The sequence below is a fragment of the Caulobacter zeae genome, assembly GCF_002858925.1.
Classification (GTDB): Bacteria; Pseudomonadota; Alphaproteobacteria; order Caulobacterales; family Caulobacteraceae; genus Caulobacter; species Caulobacter zeae.
On sequence record NZ_PJRS01000034.1, the window covers coordinates 1 to 17,279 of the forward strand.

A 17,279-nucleotide genomic window follows, 5' to 3' on the forward strand; every position below is an offset into this window, starting at 1 on the left:
GGTCGCCCTCGTCGCCATCGCCAGGAAGCTCGTCGTCGCCGCCAACAGCATGCTCAAGGCCGGCCAGCCCTGGCTCAAACAGCCTTGACCCAACACAGTCGCCGGATAAGCGCTTCGCGCTTTCCGGGATGACGGGAGTTTGAGCGAGCGCTTCGACAGGCCCCCTTCCTAGAACCTCACCCGCAGGTTCAGGCCGGCGGCCTGGTTGCTGGTGCGGTCGCCGAACTCGGTGGTGTAGTTGAACTTCACCGAGACGCGGTCGTCGCCGATCACGTGGAAGTCGACGCCGGCGCGCCAGCCCGAACGATCCAGCGCAGTGCGGATCTGGGCCGGGTCCGACGAGGCGTTGGCGCCGATCAGCTGGAACGGCATCTGGATCTTGTCGGTGGAGTTGAACAGCCCCCCGACCGTGAACGACACCGCCGCCTGGCTGCGGGCGGTTTCCTTCATGACGAAGCCCAGGGTCAGCTCGGGATTGGCCGTGCCGATCCATTGGGTGTCGGAAAGCCCCCGCGCGCCCATGCCGTCCAGCCCGCGCTCCTCGAAACGGCGCTGGTGCAGGCCCGTGCCCCAGACATTGAGCGCCGGACGCACGAACAGGCGGCCGTTCTCGATGACGTAGGCGAAGCGGGCGTCGGCGCGGACATAGCCGCTTTCCGGATCGGACTCGGCCCGGCCGTTGGTGAAGACGTCGACGAGCCGCGCGGTCTCCATCCACTGCCAGCCGCCCGACAGCGAGAAGGCCATTTCGGCCCCGCCCGAGCGACGCTTGAAGCCGGCGCCGGCGCTGAAGCCCTGGCCCTGCGACCAGGAGCGGCCGCCGTCGACAATGACCCGGTCCAGGCGCTCGTAGCCCACGGCCGTGGCGAACGACCAGCCGCCGTCCAGCGACTGCTCGAAGCCGCCGCGCAGGCGCCCGCCCTCGGCCTTGACGGCCAGGGAGTCGGCGTCGCGCTCGCCGTCGGCCGTGGCACGCTCGATCACCGCCCAGCTGCACTTGCCGTCGACCTGAAGGGTCGGGTTGGCGCAGCCGAACAGCTGTTGCGAGAAGCCGTTCGCCGACGCCAGCTGGCTGCGCAGCGGGGCCAGGTGGGGCTCGGGATTGAGGTTGGCGAAGATCGCCTTGTAGGCGGCCTCCTGCCCGACCGGCAGGTTGCCAATCAGCGCCATCAGGCGACCGATGCCGCCGCTATCGCCGACCTTGATCGCCGAGTTCATGTGCTTGCCCAGCGCCCGCTCGTTCAGGGCCAGGAAGCCCTGGTCGAAGTGAGTGTCGAAGGCCAGCTGCACCGCGCCGCCGCTGGTCTGGACCCGATAGTCCATGGCCAGGGTGTCGGTGACCTTGAAGCCGCTGTCGGTCGCCGAGCCGCCCGCCGAGAACAGGGTCACGGGCTTTGAGTCCTGCAACCAGGTCAGGGTGACGTCGCCGGTCCCGGCCAGGGCGACGTCGCCGGTGACGTCGACACGGTCGGAGGCGTACGGCCCGAAGGCCACGTCGAACACCGAGCGGCCGGTCACCGTCTGCACGAAGTGGCCGTCGAGGGCGACCGTGTTGATCACCCGCGCGCCGTAATAGGCGTTGGTCCTGGCGTCGCCGAGACCATCGAGATTGGCGAAGGTCGCGCCGCCGGCCAGGTCGATCGGGACGCGCGAGGCCGACAGCCCCATCAGGAAGTCACCGCTGTTGGTGAAGGTCGCAGCGCCATTGGGCACGGCCTGGGCCGAGACGCCGAGGGTCGAGATCCCGCCGCCCGGCGTCGACAACGGACCGGTTCCGGCCGGATCGCGCAGGTCGATGGTCTTGAAGGCCATGAAGGCCCCGCCGGACTGGTTGTCGAAGGCGTTGGTCCCCGCGCCCAGGTCGATGTCGCCGATGACGACGCCGCGGTTGTCGACCCGCTCGTCGCCCTGGCCCGAGACGATGGCCTTGCCCGAGACGGCCGAGATCAGGCCGGTGTTGGCCAGGCCGTTGGCCGCGCCGCCGCTGATCTGGACGCCCGCGCCGGTTCCCGAACCGCCGCGCACCGAGCCGGTGGTGCGCACGGCGATGTTCCCCGCCCCGTCTTCGCCCAGGCTCTGGGCGAAGACGGCGGTGGAATCGGTTCCGGCCGCATAGACCTGGCCCGAGAGCACGAGGTCGATCGCCCCGCCCTGCCCTGCGCCGCCGGCCGCGCCGGCGAACTTGCCGTCGACCCAGCCGCCGCCGCCGCCCAGGCTCTGGGCGACGACGCCATAGGCGCCGGCTCCGGTCGCGACGATGTCGCCGGTCTGGCGGAAGTCGACATGGCCGCCGTCGCCGACGCCGCCGGCGCTGAGCGCCACGGTCGAGGCCGACGAGCCGCCGAAGGCCGCGCCGCCGCCGCCGCCGACCGACTGCAGGAAGACGCCGTGGGCGCCCGCCCCGGCCGTCTGGACCGCGCCGCTGTTGGTCAGGATGACGTCGCCGCCGTCGCCGGCCGCGCCGCCGGTCCCGCCCAGGGCGACCGAAAGCTTGGGCGCGCCGGCGACATGCACCTCTCCGCCGCCCGCGCCGATCGACTGGGCGACAAGGCCCAGGGCGTGGTCGCCCAGGGTGGTGACGCCGCCGGTGAAGGCGCCGGTGACCTGGCCGCCGGCCAGGCCCGTACCGCCTTGCGCGCCGAGCGAGGCCGCCACGGTCGCGCCGCCGGCCCCCGCGCCCGACAGGTTCAGGCCCGCCGAGCCGCCGCCGCCGCCGATCGACTGCAGGATCGCGCCCGAGGCGCTGGCCGCGGTGGTGGTGACCGCGCCGCCCTGGATGCGGGAGACGCCGCCGCCGGCCGCGTCGGTCTGGCCAGCGCCGCCCAGCGTCAGGGTCGTGGTCCCCAGCAGGGCCCCGGCCGGAACCGTGACGTCGCCCGAAGCGCGGCCGCCGCCGCCGCCGACCGACTGGGCCAGCACGCCGGCGGTGTTGACGCCGGTGGTGACGATCTGGCCGGCGTGCTCGCTGACGATCACGCCGCCGCCGACGTCCTGGCCGCCCGAGCCGCCGAGCGCCAGCTGGACCTTCGTCGCCACGGGGGCGTCGACATTGACCTCGTCCAGCTGGCCCGAGAGCAGCAGCTTGAGGTCGATCGCGCCGCCGCCGCCGCCGATCGACTGGGCGAACGAGGCCACGCCGTTATTGCCGGCCGCGCCGAACGTGCCGGTGGTCCTGACGGTGACGAGGCCGCCGGCCGCGCCGGAAACGTTCTCGGCCCCGGCCTTGGCGACGATCATCGGGTCGACGCGGCCGGTGGAGCCGTCGGGCCTGAGATAGGGCTGGCCCGGCAGGCCGATGACGCCGGAGAAGTCGAGGCCGAGCGTGCCGCCGCCGCCGTTGATGCTCTCGGCCTTGATGGCCATGGCGCCGTCGCCGAGCACGGTGATGCCGCCCGAGTGGTTGACGGTGACCGCCCCGCCCTGCCCGCCCGAGCCGCCGCCGACGGCGCCGACCGTGGCGGCCAGGGCGTTGGACAGGATCAGGCTCTTGGCCTCGCCGGTCAGGCTGAAGCCCATCTGGGCGTCGCCGCCGCCGCCGCCGATGCTCTGCGCCACGATGCCGTGGGCGCGGGCGCCGGTGGTCAGGATGCGACCGCTGTTGGTGACGATGACCTCGCCGCCGTCGCCGCCGTCGCCGCCGATCCCGCCCACCGAGACGAGCGGCGCGTTCGAGAGCGCCCCGATCAGGATGTTGGCGGCGATGACCATGCCGCCGTTGCCGCCGCCGCCGCCGATCGACTGGGCCAGCACGCCATAGGCGTCCGCGCCGGTGGTCTGGATCAGGCCGGCGTTGTCGACCACGACCTTGCCGGCGGTGTTGCCGGTTCCGCCGAAGCCGCCGATGTTGAGGCCGACCGAGGCGCTGTTCTCGGCGCTCTTCAGGGCCGTCAGCGACAGGATCGTCGAGCCGTTGCCGCCGCCGCCGCCCAGGCTCTGGGCGAAGATGCCGTAGGCGCGCTCGCCCGAGGTCGAGATCGCGCCGCTGTCGGCGACCCCGGCCACGGCGCGGTTGGTCACGGTGACGTCGCCGCCCGTGCCGCCGTCGCCGCCGGAACCGCCGATGTTCATGACGTAGCGGTGGCTCTGCTTGTCGGCGCCGGCATAGCCGCCGACCACCTCGGCGACGATGCCGCCGTCGCCGCCGCCGCCGCCGATGCTGTTGGCGGCGATGCCCGCCGCGCCGCGGCCCTCGGTGACGATCAGGCCGGTATTGAGCACTTCGACCGCGCCGCCCGCGCCGCCCGTACCGCCCGAGCCGCCGATGTTGAGGTCGAAGGAGTCGTTGCTGCTCGTGCCTTGGGCGCGGACGTTGAGCACCGCGCCGCCGATGCCGCCGCCGCCGCCGATCGACTGGGCGCGGATGCCGAAGGCGTCGGCGCCCTTGGTGTAGATGACGCCGCTGCTGGCCGCCTCGACCGCGCCGCCGACCGCGCCGGAGCCGCCGGAACCGCCGACGCTGACCGTGGCGGTGCGGGTCGTCGTACCCGACGGCGCGCCGCCGACCTGGAACTGCAAGGTGCGGGCCATGCCGCCCAGGCCGCCGCCGCCGCCGATCGACTGGGCCAGCACGCCGTCGGAGCGCTCGCCCTCGGTGACGATGGTCGCGGCGGTGTCGACCGTGACCTTGCCGGAGATAGCACCGACCCCGCCATTGCCGCCGACCGCGACGCCGGCCGCGCCCGAGGCCCGGACGATGGTGGTCGCCGCCGAGCCGCCGGCTCCGCCGCCGCCGCCGATGCTCTGGGCGAAGATGGCCGAGGAGTCCGCGCCGGTGGTGTCGATCGCGCCGTCCGACGAGACCTTCACGTCGCCGCCCAGGCCGCCCATGCCGCCGATGCGGCCGATGGTGATGCTGACGGCGTTGTTGTTGAGCGCGCCCATGGCCATGTCGAAGCCGGCGTTGCCGCCCCCGCCGCCGATCGACTGGGCGCGCAGGCCCACCGAGTTGTCGCCCTTGGTGACGATGGTCCCGAAGTGGTCGACCTCGACCTCGCCGCCGTCGCCGGCCGCGCCGGTGGCGCCGCCGACGGCCATGTTCAGGGCGTTGGCGCCCTTGAGCACGCCGGCGCCGATGTTGAAGTTGCCCGAGCCGCCGCCGCCGCCGACGCTCTGGGCGATCAGGCCGTCGCTGTAGGCGCCGTCGGTGACGATGTTGCCAGCATGGTCGACGTCGACTTTCTTGCCCGAGCCGGCGCCCGCGCCGTCGCCGCCGACGGTGATGATGGCGGCCACCGGATTGTCGGTCTTGTTGGCGACGGTGGCGGCGATGGTGAAGTTCATCCCCGCCGAGCCGCCGCCGCCGCCGATGCTCTGGGCCACCAGGCCGTCGGAGTCGTAGCCGAAGGTGCGGATCAGGTGGGCGTCGACCGAGCCGTCGGCGGCGTAGCCGCGCACGACCGTGACCGTCCCGGCGTCGCCGCCCGAACCGCCCGAACCGCCGATGCCCAGGGCGACCGGATTGCCGGAGGGGGCGATGGCGCCGGTGGCGCTGACGCCGCCGACCCCGCCGCCGCCGCCGATCGACTGGACCATGATGCCCTTGGCGCCGCCGGTGAAGTCGACGGCCTCGAGGGCATCCTGCCCAGCGACCGGATTGGCCTTGAGGCGGGCGTTGATGATGACGTCGCCGAGGCTGTCGAGCGAGACGTTCCCCGCGTCCGCGCCGGTCCCGCCCTTGCCGCCGCCCCCGACGGCGATGGCGAAGCCGTTCGAGGACGAGGTCGATTTGCCCATGTTGACGTCGGCCGCGACGTTGAGGCCGCCCGAGCCGCCGCCGCCGGCGACGCTCTGGACCAGGACGCCGATGGCGTCGACGCCCTCGACCCAGACCTGGCCGTCCTGGGCGACGGTGACGTCGCCGCTGATGTTGCCCGCGCCGCCGAAGCCGCCGAGACCGAAGACGATCGAGGGCTCCTTGTTCGAGGTGTCGGCGCTGACGCCGCCTGAGATGTTGATGCCGCCCGCGCCGCCGCCGCCGCCGATCGACTGGACCATCAGGCCGCGCGAGCGGTCGCCGGCCGCGAACAGGTTGGCGGTGACGTCGGCCTCGACGTCCTTGCCCTTGCCGCCGTCGCCGCCGAAGCCGCCGACGCCCGCGGTGAGCTGGCCGTCGAGCGCGATCCCGCCCGAGACGTTGATGCCGCCCGCGCCGCCGCCGCCGCCGATCGACTGGGCCACGGCCGCATAGCGGTCGTCGCCAACGGCCGTGACCTGCACATGGTCGGCGGCGGGACCGGCGATGGTCAGCTCGACCGCGCCCGCGTCGCCGCCCTTGCCGCCGAAGCCGCCGACGCCGAGCGAGATCGCCCGGCCGCTCGACGAGCCGCCCGGCGTGGTCAGGGACAGCTGGCCCGAGACGTTGAGACCGCCCGAGCCGCCGCCGCCGCCCACGCTCTGAGCCACCACGCCGTTGGAGCCGTTCAGGCGCGTGCGGTCGGCGGGGATGGTGAACTCGAAGTCTCCGCCAAACAGCGGGATCTTGACCACCTGCTCGGGCTTGGTGACGTCGGAGCCGACGCCCTGGGCCCAGACATTGCCGGTGACGCTGGCGGTCACGTCGCCCGCCTGGCCGCCATCGCCGCCGAAGCCGCCCAGGCCGAAGCCGAAGCTCCCGGCCGATCCCTTGGTGGTCGCCGACAGGCCGCCGGCGATATTGACGCCGCCCTGGCCGCCGCCGCCGGCGACGCTCTGGGCGATGATCCCGTCGGAATTGGCGCCGTCGGTGAGGGTGTCGCCGACGCGGGTCAGGGTCACCGCGCCCGAGGCGCCGCCCTTGCCGCCGAAGCCGCCGATGCCGACCGAGCCCGTGCCGGCCGTGCCGGCGCTGACCGCCACCGCGCCCGAGACGTTGAGACCGCCCGAGCCGCCGCCGCCGCCGATCGACTGGGCCACCACGCCGTCGGCCTCGTCGCCCGAGGTCTGGTAGCGGCCGGTGACGGTTCCAGTGACGTCCTTGCCCGCGCCCGCGCCGCCGCCGAAGCCGCCGACGCCCAGGCCGATGGCCACAGCGGCGTTGTTGCCGGCCGACAGGGCGACCGAGCCGCTGACGTTGACGCCGCCGTTGCCGCCGCCGCCGCCCAGGCTTTGCAGCATGGCGCCGAACGAGCCGTCGCCCTCGGTGGTGACGTCGCCGGTCAGCACGCCCTTGACGATGTCGGCGTCGCCGCCGCCGCCGCCGAAGCCGCCCATGCCGAAGCCGATGGCGCCGTTGGCGCCCTGCGAGGCGCTGACCAGGCCGGTGATGTTGAAGCCGCCCGAACCGCCGCCGCCGCCCACGCTCTGCAGCAGGACGCCGTGGGCGTCGTCGCCCTTGGTCCAGACGTCGCCGTTCAGGAAGGCGTCGACCTCGCCGGCCTTGCCGCCGTCGCCGCCGAAGCCGCCGACCCCGACGCCCAGCGTGCCGGTTCCGCCGCCGCTGGCGGCCAGGCTGACGCCGCCGGTGATGTTGAACGCACCCGCGCCGCCGCCGCCGCCCAGGCTCTGGTAGCTGACCCCGAAGGCGCGATCGCCCTCCGTGACGATGTCGCCGGTGACGCCGCCGTCGACCTTGCCCGCGCCGCCGCCCGTGCCGCCGAAACCGCCCACGCCGACCAGGATGTTGCCCGCCGCGCTCTTGGAGGCCGAGATGCCGCCGGTGACGTTGAAGCCGCCGCTGCCGCCGCCGCCGCCCACGCTCTGGACCAGCACGCCCGAGGCGTCCGCGCCCTTGGTGCCGACGTCGCCGGTGATCATGCCGGTCACGGCCTTGCCGTCGCCGCCCTTTTCGCCGCCGCCGCCCACGCCGACCCCGATGTTGCCGGCGCCGCTCTTGGCCGCCGAGAAGCCGCCGGCGATCGAGAAGCCGCCGCTGCCGCCGCCGCCGCCCACGCTCTGGGCGACGATGGCGCGCGCGCCTTCGCCCAGCGTCACGGCCGCGATCAGGTCGCCCAGCGGGTCGGCCACGCCGTCATTGACCCTGAGGGTGACGATGTCGGCGTCGCCGCCCTTGCCGCCCGAGCCGCCGACCGCGACGCTGACCGTGCCGGCGCCGTTGGCCGACAGGGCGATGCCGCCGGCGACCGAGAAGCCGCCGCTGCCGCCGCCGCCGCCCACGCTCTGGGCGATGATGGCGTCGCTGTGCGAGCCCCTGGTGGCCGTCGTTCCGGCGACGTCGAGACGGACCTCCCCGCCCTTGCCGCCGTCGCCGCCGCTGCCGCCGACGCCCACGCTGATGCCGCCGGCCGCCGTGGCCGCCCCGCCGATCGAGCCGGAAACATTGAAGCCGCCGCTGCCGCCGCCGCCGCCGATGCTTTGGGCCACCACGCCGTCGGCGTCCGCGCCCTCGGTCAGGGTGTCGCCGATCATCTTGCCGACGACCAGCATGCCGTCGCCGCCGCCGCCGCCAGCGCCGCCGACGCCGACCGAGATCCCCGCCCCAGCCGTCTGGCCCACGCCGATGGCGCCCGAGACGTTGAACCCGCCCGAGCCGCCGCCGCCGCCCACGCTCTGCACCAGCAGGCCGCCTGACTGGTCGCCCTTTGTGTGGATGTCGCCCTCGACCGTGCCCGTGGCGGTCCCGGCGTTTCCGCCCTTGCCGCCCGAGCCGCCGACGCCGACCGAGACCCCGACGCCGGCCGTGCCGCCGCCGCCGATCGAGCCGGCGACGTTGAAGCCGCCGCTGCCGCCGCCGCCGCCGACGCTCTGGACGATCACGGCCGTCGAGCGCTTGCCGCTGGTCGAGACATCGCCGCCGATGCGGCCCGTGGCCGCGTCGCCGACGCCGCCGTCGCCGCCGCTGCCGCCGACCCCGGCCGAGGCGCCGACGCCGGCCGTGCCGGCCACGGCGACCGCGCCCGAGACGTTGAAGCCGCCGCCGCCGCCGCCCCCCCCGACCGACTGGATCAGCGCGCCGATGGCGTCATCGTCGCCCGTGGTGATGGCGCCGTCGAAATCGACGTCGACCACGCCGCCCTTGCCGCCCTTGCCGCCGCTGCCACCGACGCCCACGGCCGCCGAGGCCGAAGCCGCGCCGGCCCCTGCGCCCGCGAAGCTGACGGTGTAGCCGCCGTTGCCGCCGCCGCCGCCCACGCTCTGGGCGACGAGACCAGGCGAGAACTTGCCTTCGGTGAGGATCGCGCCGCCGGACTTGATGTCGACCAGACCGCCTTCGCCGCCGTCGCCGCCCTGGCCGCCCAGGGCCAACGAGAACGCGGCCGCCGCCGTCTCGCCGGCCGCGAAGGCGAACGAGAGCGCAAAGCCGCCCGAGCCGCCGCCGCCGCCCACCGACTGGGCGAACAGGCCTTCGGAATAGTCGCTCTTGGTCAGGATCAGCACGTCGCCGTCGATGTCGACCTCGCCGCCCATGCCGCCCTTGCCGCCGCGGCCGCCCACGGCCGCGCTGGCGCCGACGCCGTAGCCGGCCGAGACCTGGGCCGCGAAGCCGCCATTGCCGCCGCCGCCGCCCACGCTCTGGGCGAAGATGCCGCGCGCGCGATCGCCGCCGGTGACGATCAGCGGATCGACGAGGCTGGTGGAGCCGCCGGTGGTCACCGTGCTCTGGCTGAGGTCGATGTCGACCTTTCCGCCGTCGCCGCCCAGCGCGCCGTCGCCGCCGATGGCGACGCCCGCAAAGGCGCTGATCGAGACGCTGGAGCCGCCGCTGCCGCCGCCGCCGCCAACGCTCTGGGCGAAGATGCCGTGGGAGTCGGCGCCGCCGGTGAAGATGTCGCCCGCGTGCCTGACGGTGACGAGGCCGGAGCCGCCTCCGGTGTTGCCCCCGCCGCCGATGGTCAGGAATACGCCGCCCGTGCTGCCGCCATCGCCGCCGCCGCCGCCCACGCTCTGGGCCTGGATGGCGCTGGAGAGGTCGCCCCTGGTGGTGATCGCGCCGGTGTTGGTGACGGTGACCGCGCCGCCGGTGCTGGCCGCACCGCCCTTGCCGCCGATGGTGACTAGGCCGCCGCCGTCGCCGCCCGAGCCGCCGCCGCCGCCCACAGACTGGGCGAAAATCCCGCGCGCCTTGTCGCCGCCCGTCTCGACGACGCCGCCGTTGGTGACGATGACCGCGCCGCCCGCGCCGCCGCCGCCGGCCGTGCCGCCCAAGGCCACGACCCCGCCGGAACTGGCGCCGCTGCCGCCGCCGCCGCCGACGCTCTGGGCGAAGATCGCGTCGGCGCCCTGCTTGGTCGTCTTCACCGAACCGCCGGCGCCCGTGTTGACGGTGACCGCTCCGCCCGCGCCGCCGGCCGCGCCGGAGCCGCCCAGCGAGACGAGCCCGCCCGTGCCGGAGGCCGCGCCGCCGCCGCCGCCCACGCTCTGGGCGAAGATCCCGCGGGAGTCGACGCCGTCGGTCGTGACCACGCCGCTGCTGTCGACTTCGACCGTTCCGGCCACGCCGCCGGCGTCGCCCTTAGCGCCCAGGGCCACGAGGCCGCCGCTGACGCCGGCGCTGCCGCCGCCGCCGCCCACCGATTGGGCGAAGATCGCGTGCGCATCCGCGCCCTTGGTGGAGACGGACGCGCCGCTTTCGACCGTGACCTTGGCCAGGCCGCCCGCGCCGCCGGCGCCGCCGCCCGAGCCCAACGCCACGAGACCGATGGAGACACCGCCGTTGCCGCCGCCGCCGCCGACGCTCTGGGCGAACAGGGCGTGCGCGCCCTGGCCCTCGGTGCTGGTGCTCGAGCCGGTACTGGCGACGATTTCGGCCCTGCCGCCGACGCCGCCGGCCTTGCCGGTGTCGCCGAAGGTGACGATGCCGCCGGCGTCGCCGGCGTTGCCGCCCGAGCCCCCGATCGACTGGGCCAGCACGCCGTGGGCGTCCTTGCCCTGGGTCTGGATCAGGCCGCCCTGCCGGACCAGCACCGCGCCGCCGTTGCCGCCGACCGTGCCGGAGCCGGCGTCGCCGATGATGCCGTAGCTGTCGCCGCCGCCCCCGGCCGCGCCGCCCAGGCTCTGGGCCAGGATGCCGATCGCCCCGGCCTTGCCGGTATAGATGGCGCCGGTGTTGGTGACGGTGACCGCCCCGCCCTGCCCTGCCGAGCCGCCCGTGCCGCCGTCGCCGGCGATGTAGCCCGTGCCGCCCTGCCCGCCCTTGCCGCTGCGGCTCTGGGCGAAAATGCCATGCGAGTTCACGCCGTCGGTGACGATGGTCACCGCGCTGCTCAGGGTGACGGTTCCGCCGACCCCGGCCGCGCCGCCGGCCGCGCCCTTGATGTTGCCGAAGGCGTTGCCGCCCCTGCCGCCGTCGCCGCCGACGCTGGAGACCACCACGCCGGGCAGGTTGTCGGAAATGACCTGGATATCGCCGTTGTTGGCCACGGTCAGGTCGTGGCTGACAGCGGGCCCCGGCTGGCCGGCGCCGCCGGCGCTGGGCGAATAGGCAATGGTGGCGCAGCCGATCAGCGGAATGCAGATGCTGACCCCGCCGCCGTCATGGCCGTTGCCGCCATTGGCCCCGAACTTGGCGTCGGCGAAGGTGTTGACGTCGCCCGTGGCCGGGGTGAACGCGAAGCTGCCCGCGCCGCTGCCGCCCGTGCCAGGGGGGGTGGCGACATTACCGATGTCGGTCGACTTGTTGGTGACGACGACCAGGTTGGAGCTCGCCCCCGAGACGGCTTCCTTGACGGTGACGCCGACCACCCGATTGTCGGCGTTCTTGGTGACGGCGGTCACCTCGTAGTCCTTGTCGGTCTGCGGATCGGTGAAGGTGTCGCCGACCGCGGTCGCCAGCAGGATGATGTTGCCCGCCTCGGTGCGGACCGCGACCGTGGTCAGCTTCTCGACCACCTTCTCGCTGGAGCCCGACACCGGGTTCACGATCATGTCGCCGACACTATAGACCGGCAGCGCGCCCATCAGGGCGATGGAGGCGGCCGAGGAACCCATCAGCGCCGGGCCCAGGCTCGCGCCCGTATCGCGCGCGGCGGCGGCCATCGGCGCGGACAGCACCGCGCCGGCGGTGACGATCATGGCCAGGCGCTTCAGACGCTTGGCGAAGCGCGAGCCGGCGACCGTGGCCTCGGCGGCGGGCGCTTCAGGCGCGGCCGGATCGTCCTTGGCCAGGGCGAGACGTTCGGCCAGACGGCCAAGGGCGGCCTTGAGCGCCGCGGCGTCGGGATCGCCGCGCAGGGACAGGCTCTGGACGAGACCCAGGACCTGGGCGGCGGCCGAGGCGGCTTCGCTTCGCGACAGGCCCTCGGTGTCGATGGCGTGGATCAGTTGGTCGACGAGCGCGGCGGCCTGGGCCAGCCGGGAAATGGTCTGCTTCTTCGCCATGTTCCAATCCCCCGGCGCCAAAGCGTGACTGGATGGTGATATTCGAGTTCACAAACCAGCAGTTTCTCTTCGCGGTTGACGCACCGGGCGGTGACAATCGGCACACCGCGCCTGACGGGCGTCGCGCGCCCGGGGCGTCATCCTGTCGCACCACCGCGCGCCAGGACACAGAAAGTTCCAACAAATTCAACGACAAGAATGGAGCGCACATGCTGCTCCGGCCGCCCGAGGACGCGCATCAGGCGGTGTTTGCGCCTACCTGAGCAGCGCCCCCAAATTGAGTAATACAGCCATCGGTAGAGCTAGCGCGACCGCCCACCAAGCGAAACACTCGCATCGGCAACCTATTGGCGGGTGAATAGTCGATACACCCAAAAGCACATTCGCCAGACACGCGACGTTTGCGCCTCAAATACTGAAAAATAGTGCGTTTGGCATACGCCGCATGACCAGACGTACCGATTTCATATTAAAGCGACCGGTGTATTTACTTACCAAACCGTTAAGCCGCTAATTCACGACGAAGGGGGAAACCTCTTCTTTGTCCGCGAACAAAGATGCGCGGTTGAGAACACTTAGAGGAGGATACGTCATGAATACTCTGCGCGAACTGATCTTCGAGGAAGACGGCGCGGCCGCGGCCGAATACGCCCTGATCCTGGCCATCATCGGCAGCGCCATCGCGGTCGCGGCCGTGCTGCTGGGCACCAACATCGGCACGGCCATCACGGACGCCGCCACCTGCGTGGCCAATCCGTCGGCCGCCAACTGCTGAACCAAGTCGTCGGCGGCGCGGGGCGGCAAGCCGCGTCGCCGACCCATGGTGGTGAGCCAGGACAGGCTCCCCACTGACGTGGGGAGGGGGTTGCAACAATGCAGACGAAAACCGTCATATCCCTTGGCGCGGCCGCTGTGCTGGGCCTGGGCGCCGTGCTCGCCGCACGGGTCTATATGAGCGCCGGGCGCGTAGACGCCCCGGTGATCAAGGAAACCGGCTCGACGCCCGTCGTCGTCGCCGCCCAGCCCCTGGCGAGAGGCTTCAAGCTCCAGTCCGCCGTGCTTAAGGTCGCGCACTATCCGACCGACGCCGTGCCGGCCGGGGCTTTCCGCTCCATTCCCGAGGCCGCGTCAGGTCCGGGCGGCGCGCGCATCGCGTTGAAGGACATCGCCGCCAACGAGCCGATCCTGGCCGACCGCGTGTCGGGCTCGGGCGGCCGCTCCAACCTCGCCAGTTCGCTGGGCGAAGGCATGCGGGCGGTGTCGCTGCGGGCCAACGACGTCGCCGGCGTCGGCGGGTTCGTGCTGCCGGGCGACCGGGTGGACGTGCTGCTGACCCGCAGCAAGGACAACAACCAGCCCGAGACCAGCCTGACCCAGGTGCTGGCCGAGAACGTCCGCGTCGTCGGCGTCGACCAGTCCGACGACCAGGGCGCCGACAAGCCCGTGGTGGTCAAGGCGATCACCGTCGAGGTCACGCCCGATCAGGCCCAGGCCATCACCCTTGCCCAGGCGGTCGGCGCGGTGTCGCTGGCCCTGCGCCAGATCTCCGACCAGGCGCCGCTGGGCCGCCGGACCATGACGCTGGCCGACCTGTCGCGAGGCATGGGCCCCACCCAGGTCAATGCGCCGGCTCCCACGCCGGTCCGGGCCGTCGCCCCTCGCCGTCCGGCCGCGCCGCGGCCCGCCATGTCGTCCATGCCGCCGTCCTCGACCGAGGTCCGCGTTACCCGCGGCGTCGAGACGACCGGCTATCGGGTGGGGCTGTGACCATGGCCCGCACCGCTCCTCATCCCTCCCGCCGGCGCGCCGCTGACGCGCTCGGCGCAGGACCCGCTCACATGACCCTGAAACGCTCGCTGCTGGCCGCGGCCGCCGGCCTGCTGCCCCTGCTGGCGGCGGTCCCGACCACCGCGCCGGCCCAACCCGCCGCCGCCCTGTCGGACGTCGCCGTCCGCAAGGTCGAGGTCAATGTCGCCGTCGGCAAGGCCCAGGTGCTGGAGCTGCCCGCTCCCTACACCGACATCATGATCGGCAACCCCGACACCGCCGATGTGCTGCCCCTGACCTCGCGGTCGGTCTACGTGGTCGGCAAGAAGCTGGGCGGCACCACGCTGACCGCCTACGGCCCCGGCCGCAAGCTGGTCGCCGCCGCCAACGTGGTGGTCGGCGCCGACGTCGAGACCCTGCGCCAGCGGATGCGCGACGCCCTGCCCAACGAGGAGAACCTGAAGGTCGCCTCGGGCAACCAGTCGATCGTGCTGACCGGCACCGCCAGCAGCGGCGCCGTGGCCGGCCGGGCCGCGGCCCTGGCCGAGAGCTACGCGCCGGGCCAGGTGGTCAACATGCTGTCGGTCCAGGGCAGCCAGCAGGTCACGCTTTCGGTGCGCATCGTCGAGATGGAGCGCGCCACGGCCAAGGCCCTGCGGCTGAACATGAACACGGCCAACCCAGCCTCGCCGAACTACCACAACTTCGTCATCGGCACCGGCGACACCGGCGTGGCCACCACCCTGACCGACACCTTCGGCCTGCTGAAGTTCCCGCTGCGGGCCGGCGACGTCGACCTCGACGTGCTGTTCGACGCGCTGGAGACCAAGGGCCTGGTCAAGACCCTGGCCGAGCCGAACCTGACGGCCATGTCCGGCGACACCGCCAACTTCCTGGCCGGAGGCGAGTTCCCCGTCCCCGTGGCCCAGAACCAGAGCGGAGGCCAGACGACGATCACGGTCGAGTTCAAGCAGTTCGGCATCGGCCTGGCCTTCACCCCCACCGTCCTGCAGGACGGCATGGTGAACCTGGTGGTCAATCCCGAGGTCTCGAGCATCGACCCCAACGCCTCGTTCGTCAGCAACGGCCTGCGGATCCCCGGCATCAAGGTGCGGCGGGCCAAGACCACGGTCGAGCTGCGCGACGGCGAATCCTTCACGATCGCGGGTCTGATCCGCGACGACTACCAGGACCAGATCCGACAGTTCCCGATGCTGGGCGACCTGCCGATCCTGGGCTCGCTGTTCCGCTCGACGAGCTACCAGCGCAACCAGACCGAACTGGTGATCCTGGTCACGCCGCACCTCGTGCGCCCGACCCGGGCCCGCCAGGCGACCCCGGCCGACAACTTCGTGCCGCCGTCCGACACCGAGCTGTTCCTGCTGGGCAAGACCCAATCGAGCTCGCAACCAGCCAAGGGAGGGGTCGATGGACCTCAAGGCCATGTCCTTCAATAGGATCCTGCTGGCCGCCGCGGCCCTTACCATGTCTGGGGCCGCCCTCGCCGGCTGCACCGACGCCCGCAAGGACCTGTCGCCCGATTTCGGCGTCGCCCTGCGCAGCAACCTCGCCGCCCAGATCGCCGATCCGGAAGCCCGTTACGAAGGCGTGCTGCAGCCCGGCGGCGACGGGGTCCGGGCCGCCCTGGCGGCGACCCGCTACGGCAAGAACCAGGTGATCCAGCCCGTCCAGGCCGCCACCTCCAGCATCGACAACAAGGGAGCGGCCAAGTCTCCGGCCAACTGATCATGTCGCGCGCCCCTCGCCTTCTCCGTCGCTTCGTCCAGGATCGCTCCGGCACGGTGGCCACCCTCACCGGGGTGGCCCTGATCGGACTGGTCGCCATCGGGGGCCTGGCCTTCGACGTCAGCCGGGCCCTGGCCCTGCGGGCCGAGCTGGAGAACGCCGTCGACGCCGCGGCCCTGGCCGGCGCCAGCCAGCTGGACGGCACGAGCGGCGCCATGGGGCGGGCCCAGACGGCGGCCATGGGCAGCCTGGTCAGCAATCGCCAGGCCCTGGGCGACACCTACGAAAGCAACGTGGCCGTCGCCGCCAGCGACATCACCTTCCTGTCCAGCCGCGACCCGGACGTCACCGCCACCACCGACGCCACCGCCAAGTTCATCCGCATCAACCTGGCCCCGCGCTCGCGCGGCCTAGTGTTCGGCGCCCTGACCGGCGTCGCCGGCTTCAACGCCACCGCCCGCGCGGTGGCCGGCTACGGCACGGCGATCTGCAAGGTGCCGCCGCTGATGATCTGCAATCCCAACGAGTCCACCAGCCTGGTGTTCGACGGCGACACCTATATCGGCAAGAACTTCGTCCTGACCCCGCCGCCCGGCGGCAACGGCGCCTGGGGCCCAGGGAACTTCGGCTTCCTGTCGGTCGGATCCGGCGCGGCGGACGTCAAGAACGCCATGGGCCGCTACCCGCCGCTGACCGAGTGCTTCGGAACCACGGTGCAGACCCAGACCGGCAACATCGCCTCGGCCGACGACTACTTCAACGTCCGCTTCGACATCTACAAGTCTTCGGCCAGCGGGCTGAAGAACGACCCGCTGTTCCGCCCGGCGATGAACACCCTGGTCGGCGCCAAGACCAACGCCGGCAACAGCGCCTGCAACCCGAGCGTATCGGTCCCCAGCAACAGCTGCTCGAGCAGCGCGGCGGTCGCCGGCGGCATGGGCCTGCCGCGAGACTGCAACCAGACCGGCACAGTGGGTAGCGGCGTGTGGAACAAGGCCCAGTACTTCGCCACCAACCATTCGGGCATCAACCCGACCACCTACATCCCGCAAGTCCCGGCCGGGTCCACGGGAACAGGTTGGAACGCCTACGGCCCCGCCCCGGCGGCCGGCGCCACCAGCCCCACCCGCTACCAGGTCTACAAGTGGGAGCTGGCCATGCTGAGCGGGGCGATCTCGACCCCGGCCGGCGCTTTCTCCGACGGCCAGACCGCCAACAGCGGCTCGCACGACTACGCCGCGCCCCAGTGCAACAAGAACGGCGGCCAGGCCACGCCTGATCGCCGCACGATCTCGGCCGTCGTCGTCAACTGCAACGCCGACAACGTTCACGGCAGCTCCACCGTCCACGTCATCGCCTATGTCGACCTGTTCCTGATCGGCCCGGCCGTCAGCAACTCGATCTATGGCGAGGTCATCGGCGCCACCACCGACACCTCGGCGGTCGGCGCGGAGACCATGCTCTACTCGGTGCGGCTCTATGACTGAGCGCCCTCCCCTTGCACGACGACTGGC

The 17,279-nt window shown here is 72.8% G+C and carries 6 protein-coding genes; 5 read left to right on the top strand and 1 reads right to left on the bottom strand.

Annotation, left to right across the window (positions count from 1 at the left end):
- Window positions 1–168: 168 nt before the first annotated feature.
- Entirely contained in the window at window positions 169–12,252 is a 12,084-nt protein-coding gene (locus SGCZBJ_RS16470) for an autotransporter outer membrane beta-barrel domain-containing protein (RefSeq protein ID WP_101719078.1), read from the bottom strand.
- Between the two features lie 592 nt (window positions 12,253–12,844).
- Between SGCZBJ_RS16470 and SGCZBJ_RS16475 the strand changes: the two genes are divergently transcribed.
- The 5 genes from SGCZBJ_RS16475 to SGCZBJ_RS16495 all read left to right on the top strand — a co-directional run bounded on the left by SGCZBJ_RS16475 (window position 12,845) and on the right by SGCZBJ_RS16495 (window position 17,252).
- Window positions 12,845–13,027, top strand: a complete 183-nt coding sequence (locus tag SGCZBJ_RS16475; RefSeq protein WP_058347900.1) for a Flp family type IVb pilin — start codon at window positions 12,845–12,847, stop codon at window positions 13,025–13,027.
- A gap of 98 nt (window positions 13,028–13,125) precedes the next feature.
- Complete coding sequence (gene cpaB, locus SGCZBJ_RS16480; protein WP_101719079.1) at window positions 13,126–14,019, top strand: Flp pilus assembly protein CpaB; 894 nt, start codon at window positions 13,126–13,128, stop codon at window positions 14,017–14,019.
- A 71-nt stretch (window positions 14,020–14,090) separates the two neighbouring features.
- Complete coding sequence (locus SGCZBJ_RS16485; protein WP_165799345.1) at window positions 14,091–15,476, top strand: type II and III secretion system protein family protein; 1,386 nt, start codon at window positions 14,091–14,093, stop codon at window positions 15,474–15,476.
- Window positions 15,463–15,765 (top strand): hypothetical protein, encoded by a 303-nt coding sequence (locus SGCZBJ_RS16490; RefSeq protein WP_133149276.1) that lies wholly within the window; start codon window positions 15,463–15,465, stop codon window positions 15,763–15,765. Before SGCZBJ_RS16485 ends, SGCZBJ_RS16490 begins: the two co-directional genes overlap by 14 nt.
- A gap of 56 nt (window positions 15,766–15,821) precedes the next feature.
- Complete coding sequence (locus tag SGCZBJ_RS16495; protein WP_165799346.1) at window positions 15,822–17,252, top strand: pilus assembly protein TadG-related protein; 1,431 nt, start codon at window positions 15,822–15,824, stop codon at window positions 17,250–17,252.
- Window positions 17,253–17,279: the final 27 nt, after the last annotated feature.

Excerpts from the sequence above, each read along its gene's own strand:
- SGCZBJ_RS16470 (WP_101719078.1), bottom strand. The coding sequence starts at position 12,252 with ATGGCGAAGAAGCAGACCATTTCCCGGCTGGCCCAGGCCGCCGCGCTC.
- SGCZBJ_RS16475 (WP_058347900.1), top strand. The coding sequence starts at position 12,845 with ATGAATACTCTGCGCGAACTGATCTTCGAGGAAGACGGCGCGGCCGCG.
- cpaB (WP_101719079.1), top strand. The coding sequence starts at position 13,126 with ATGCAGACGAAAACCGTCATATCCCTTGGCGCGGCCGCTGTGCTGGGC.
- SGCZBJ_RS16485 (WP_165799345.1), top strand. The coding sequence starts at position 14,091 with ATGACCCTGAAACGCTCGCTGCTGGCCGCGGCCGCCGGCCTGCTGCCC.
- SGCZBJ_RS16490 (WP_133149276.1), top strand. The coding sequence starts at position 15,463 with ATGTCCTTCAATAGGATCCTGCTGGCCGCCGCGGCCCTTACCATGTCT.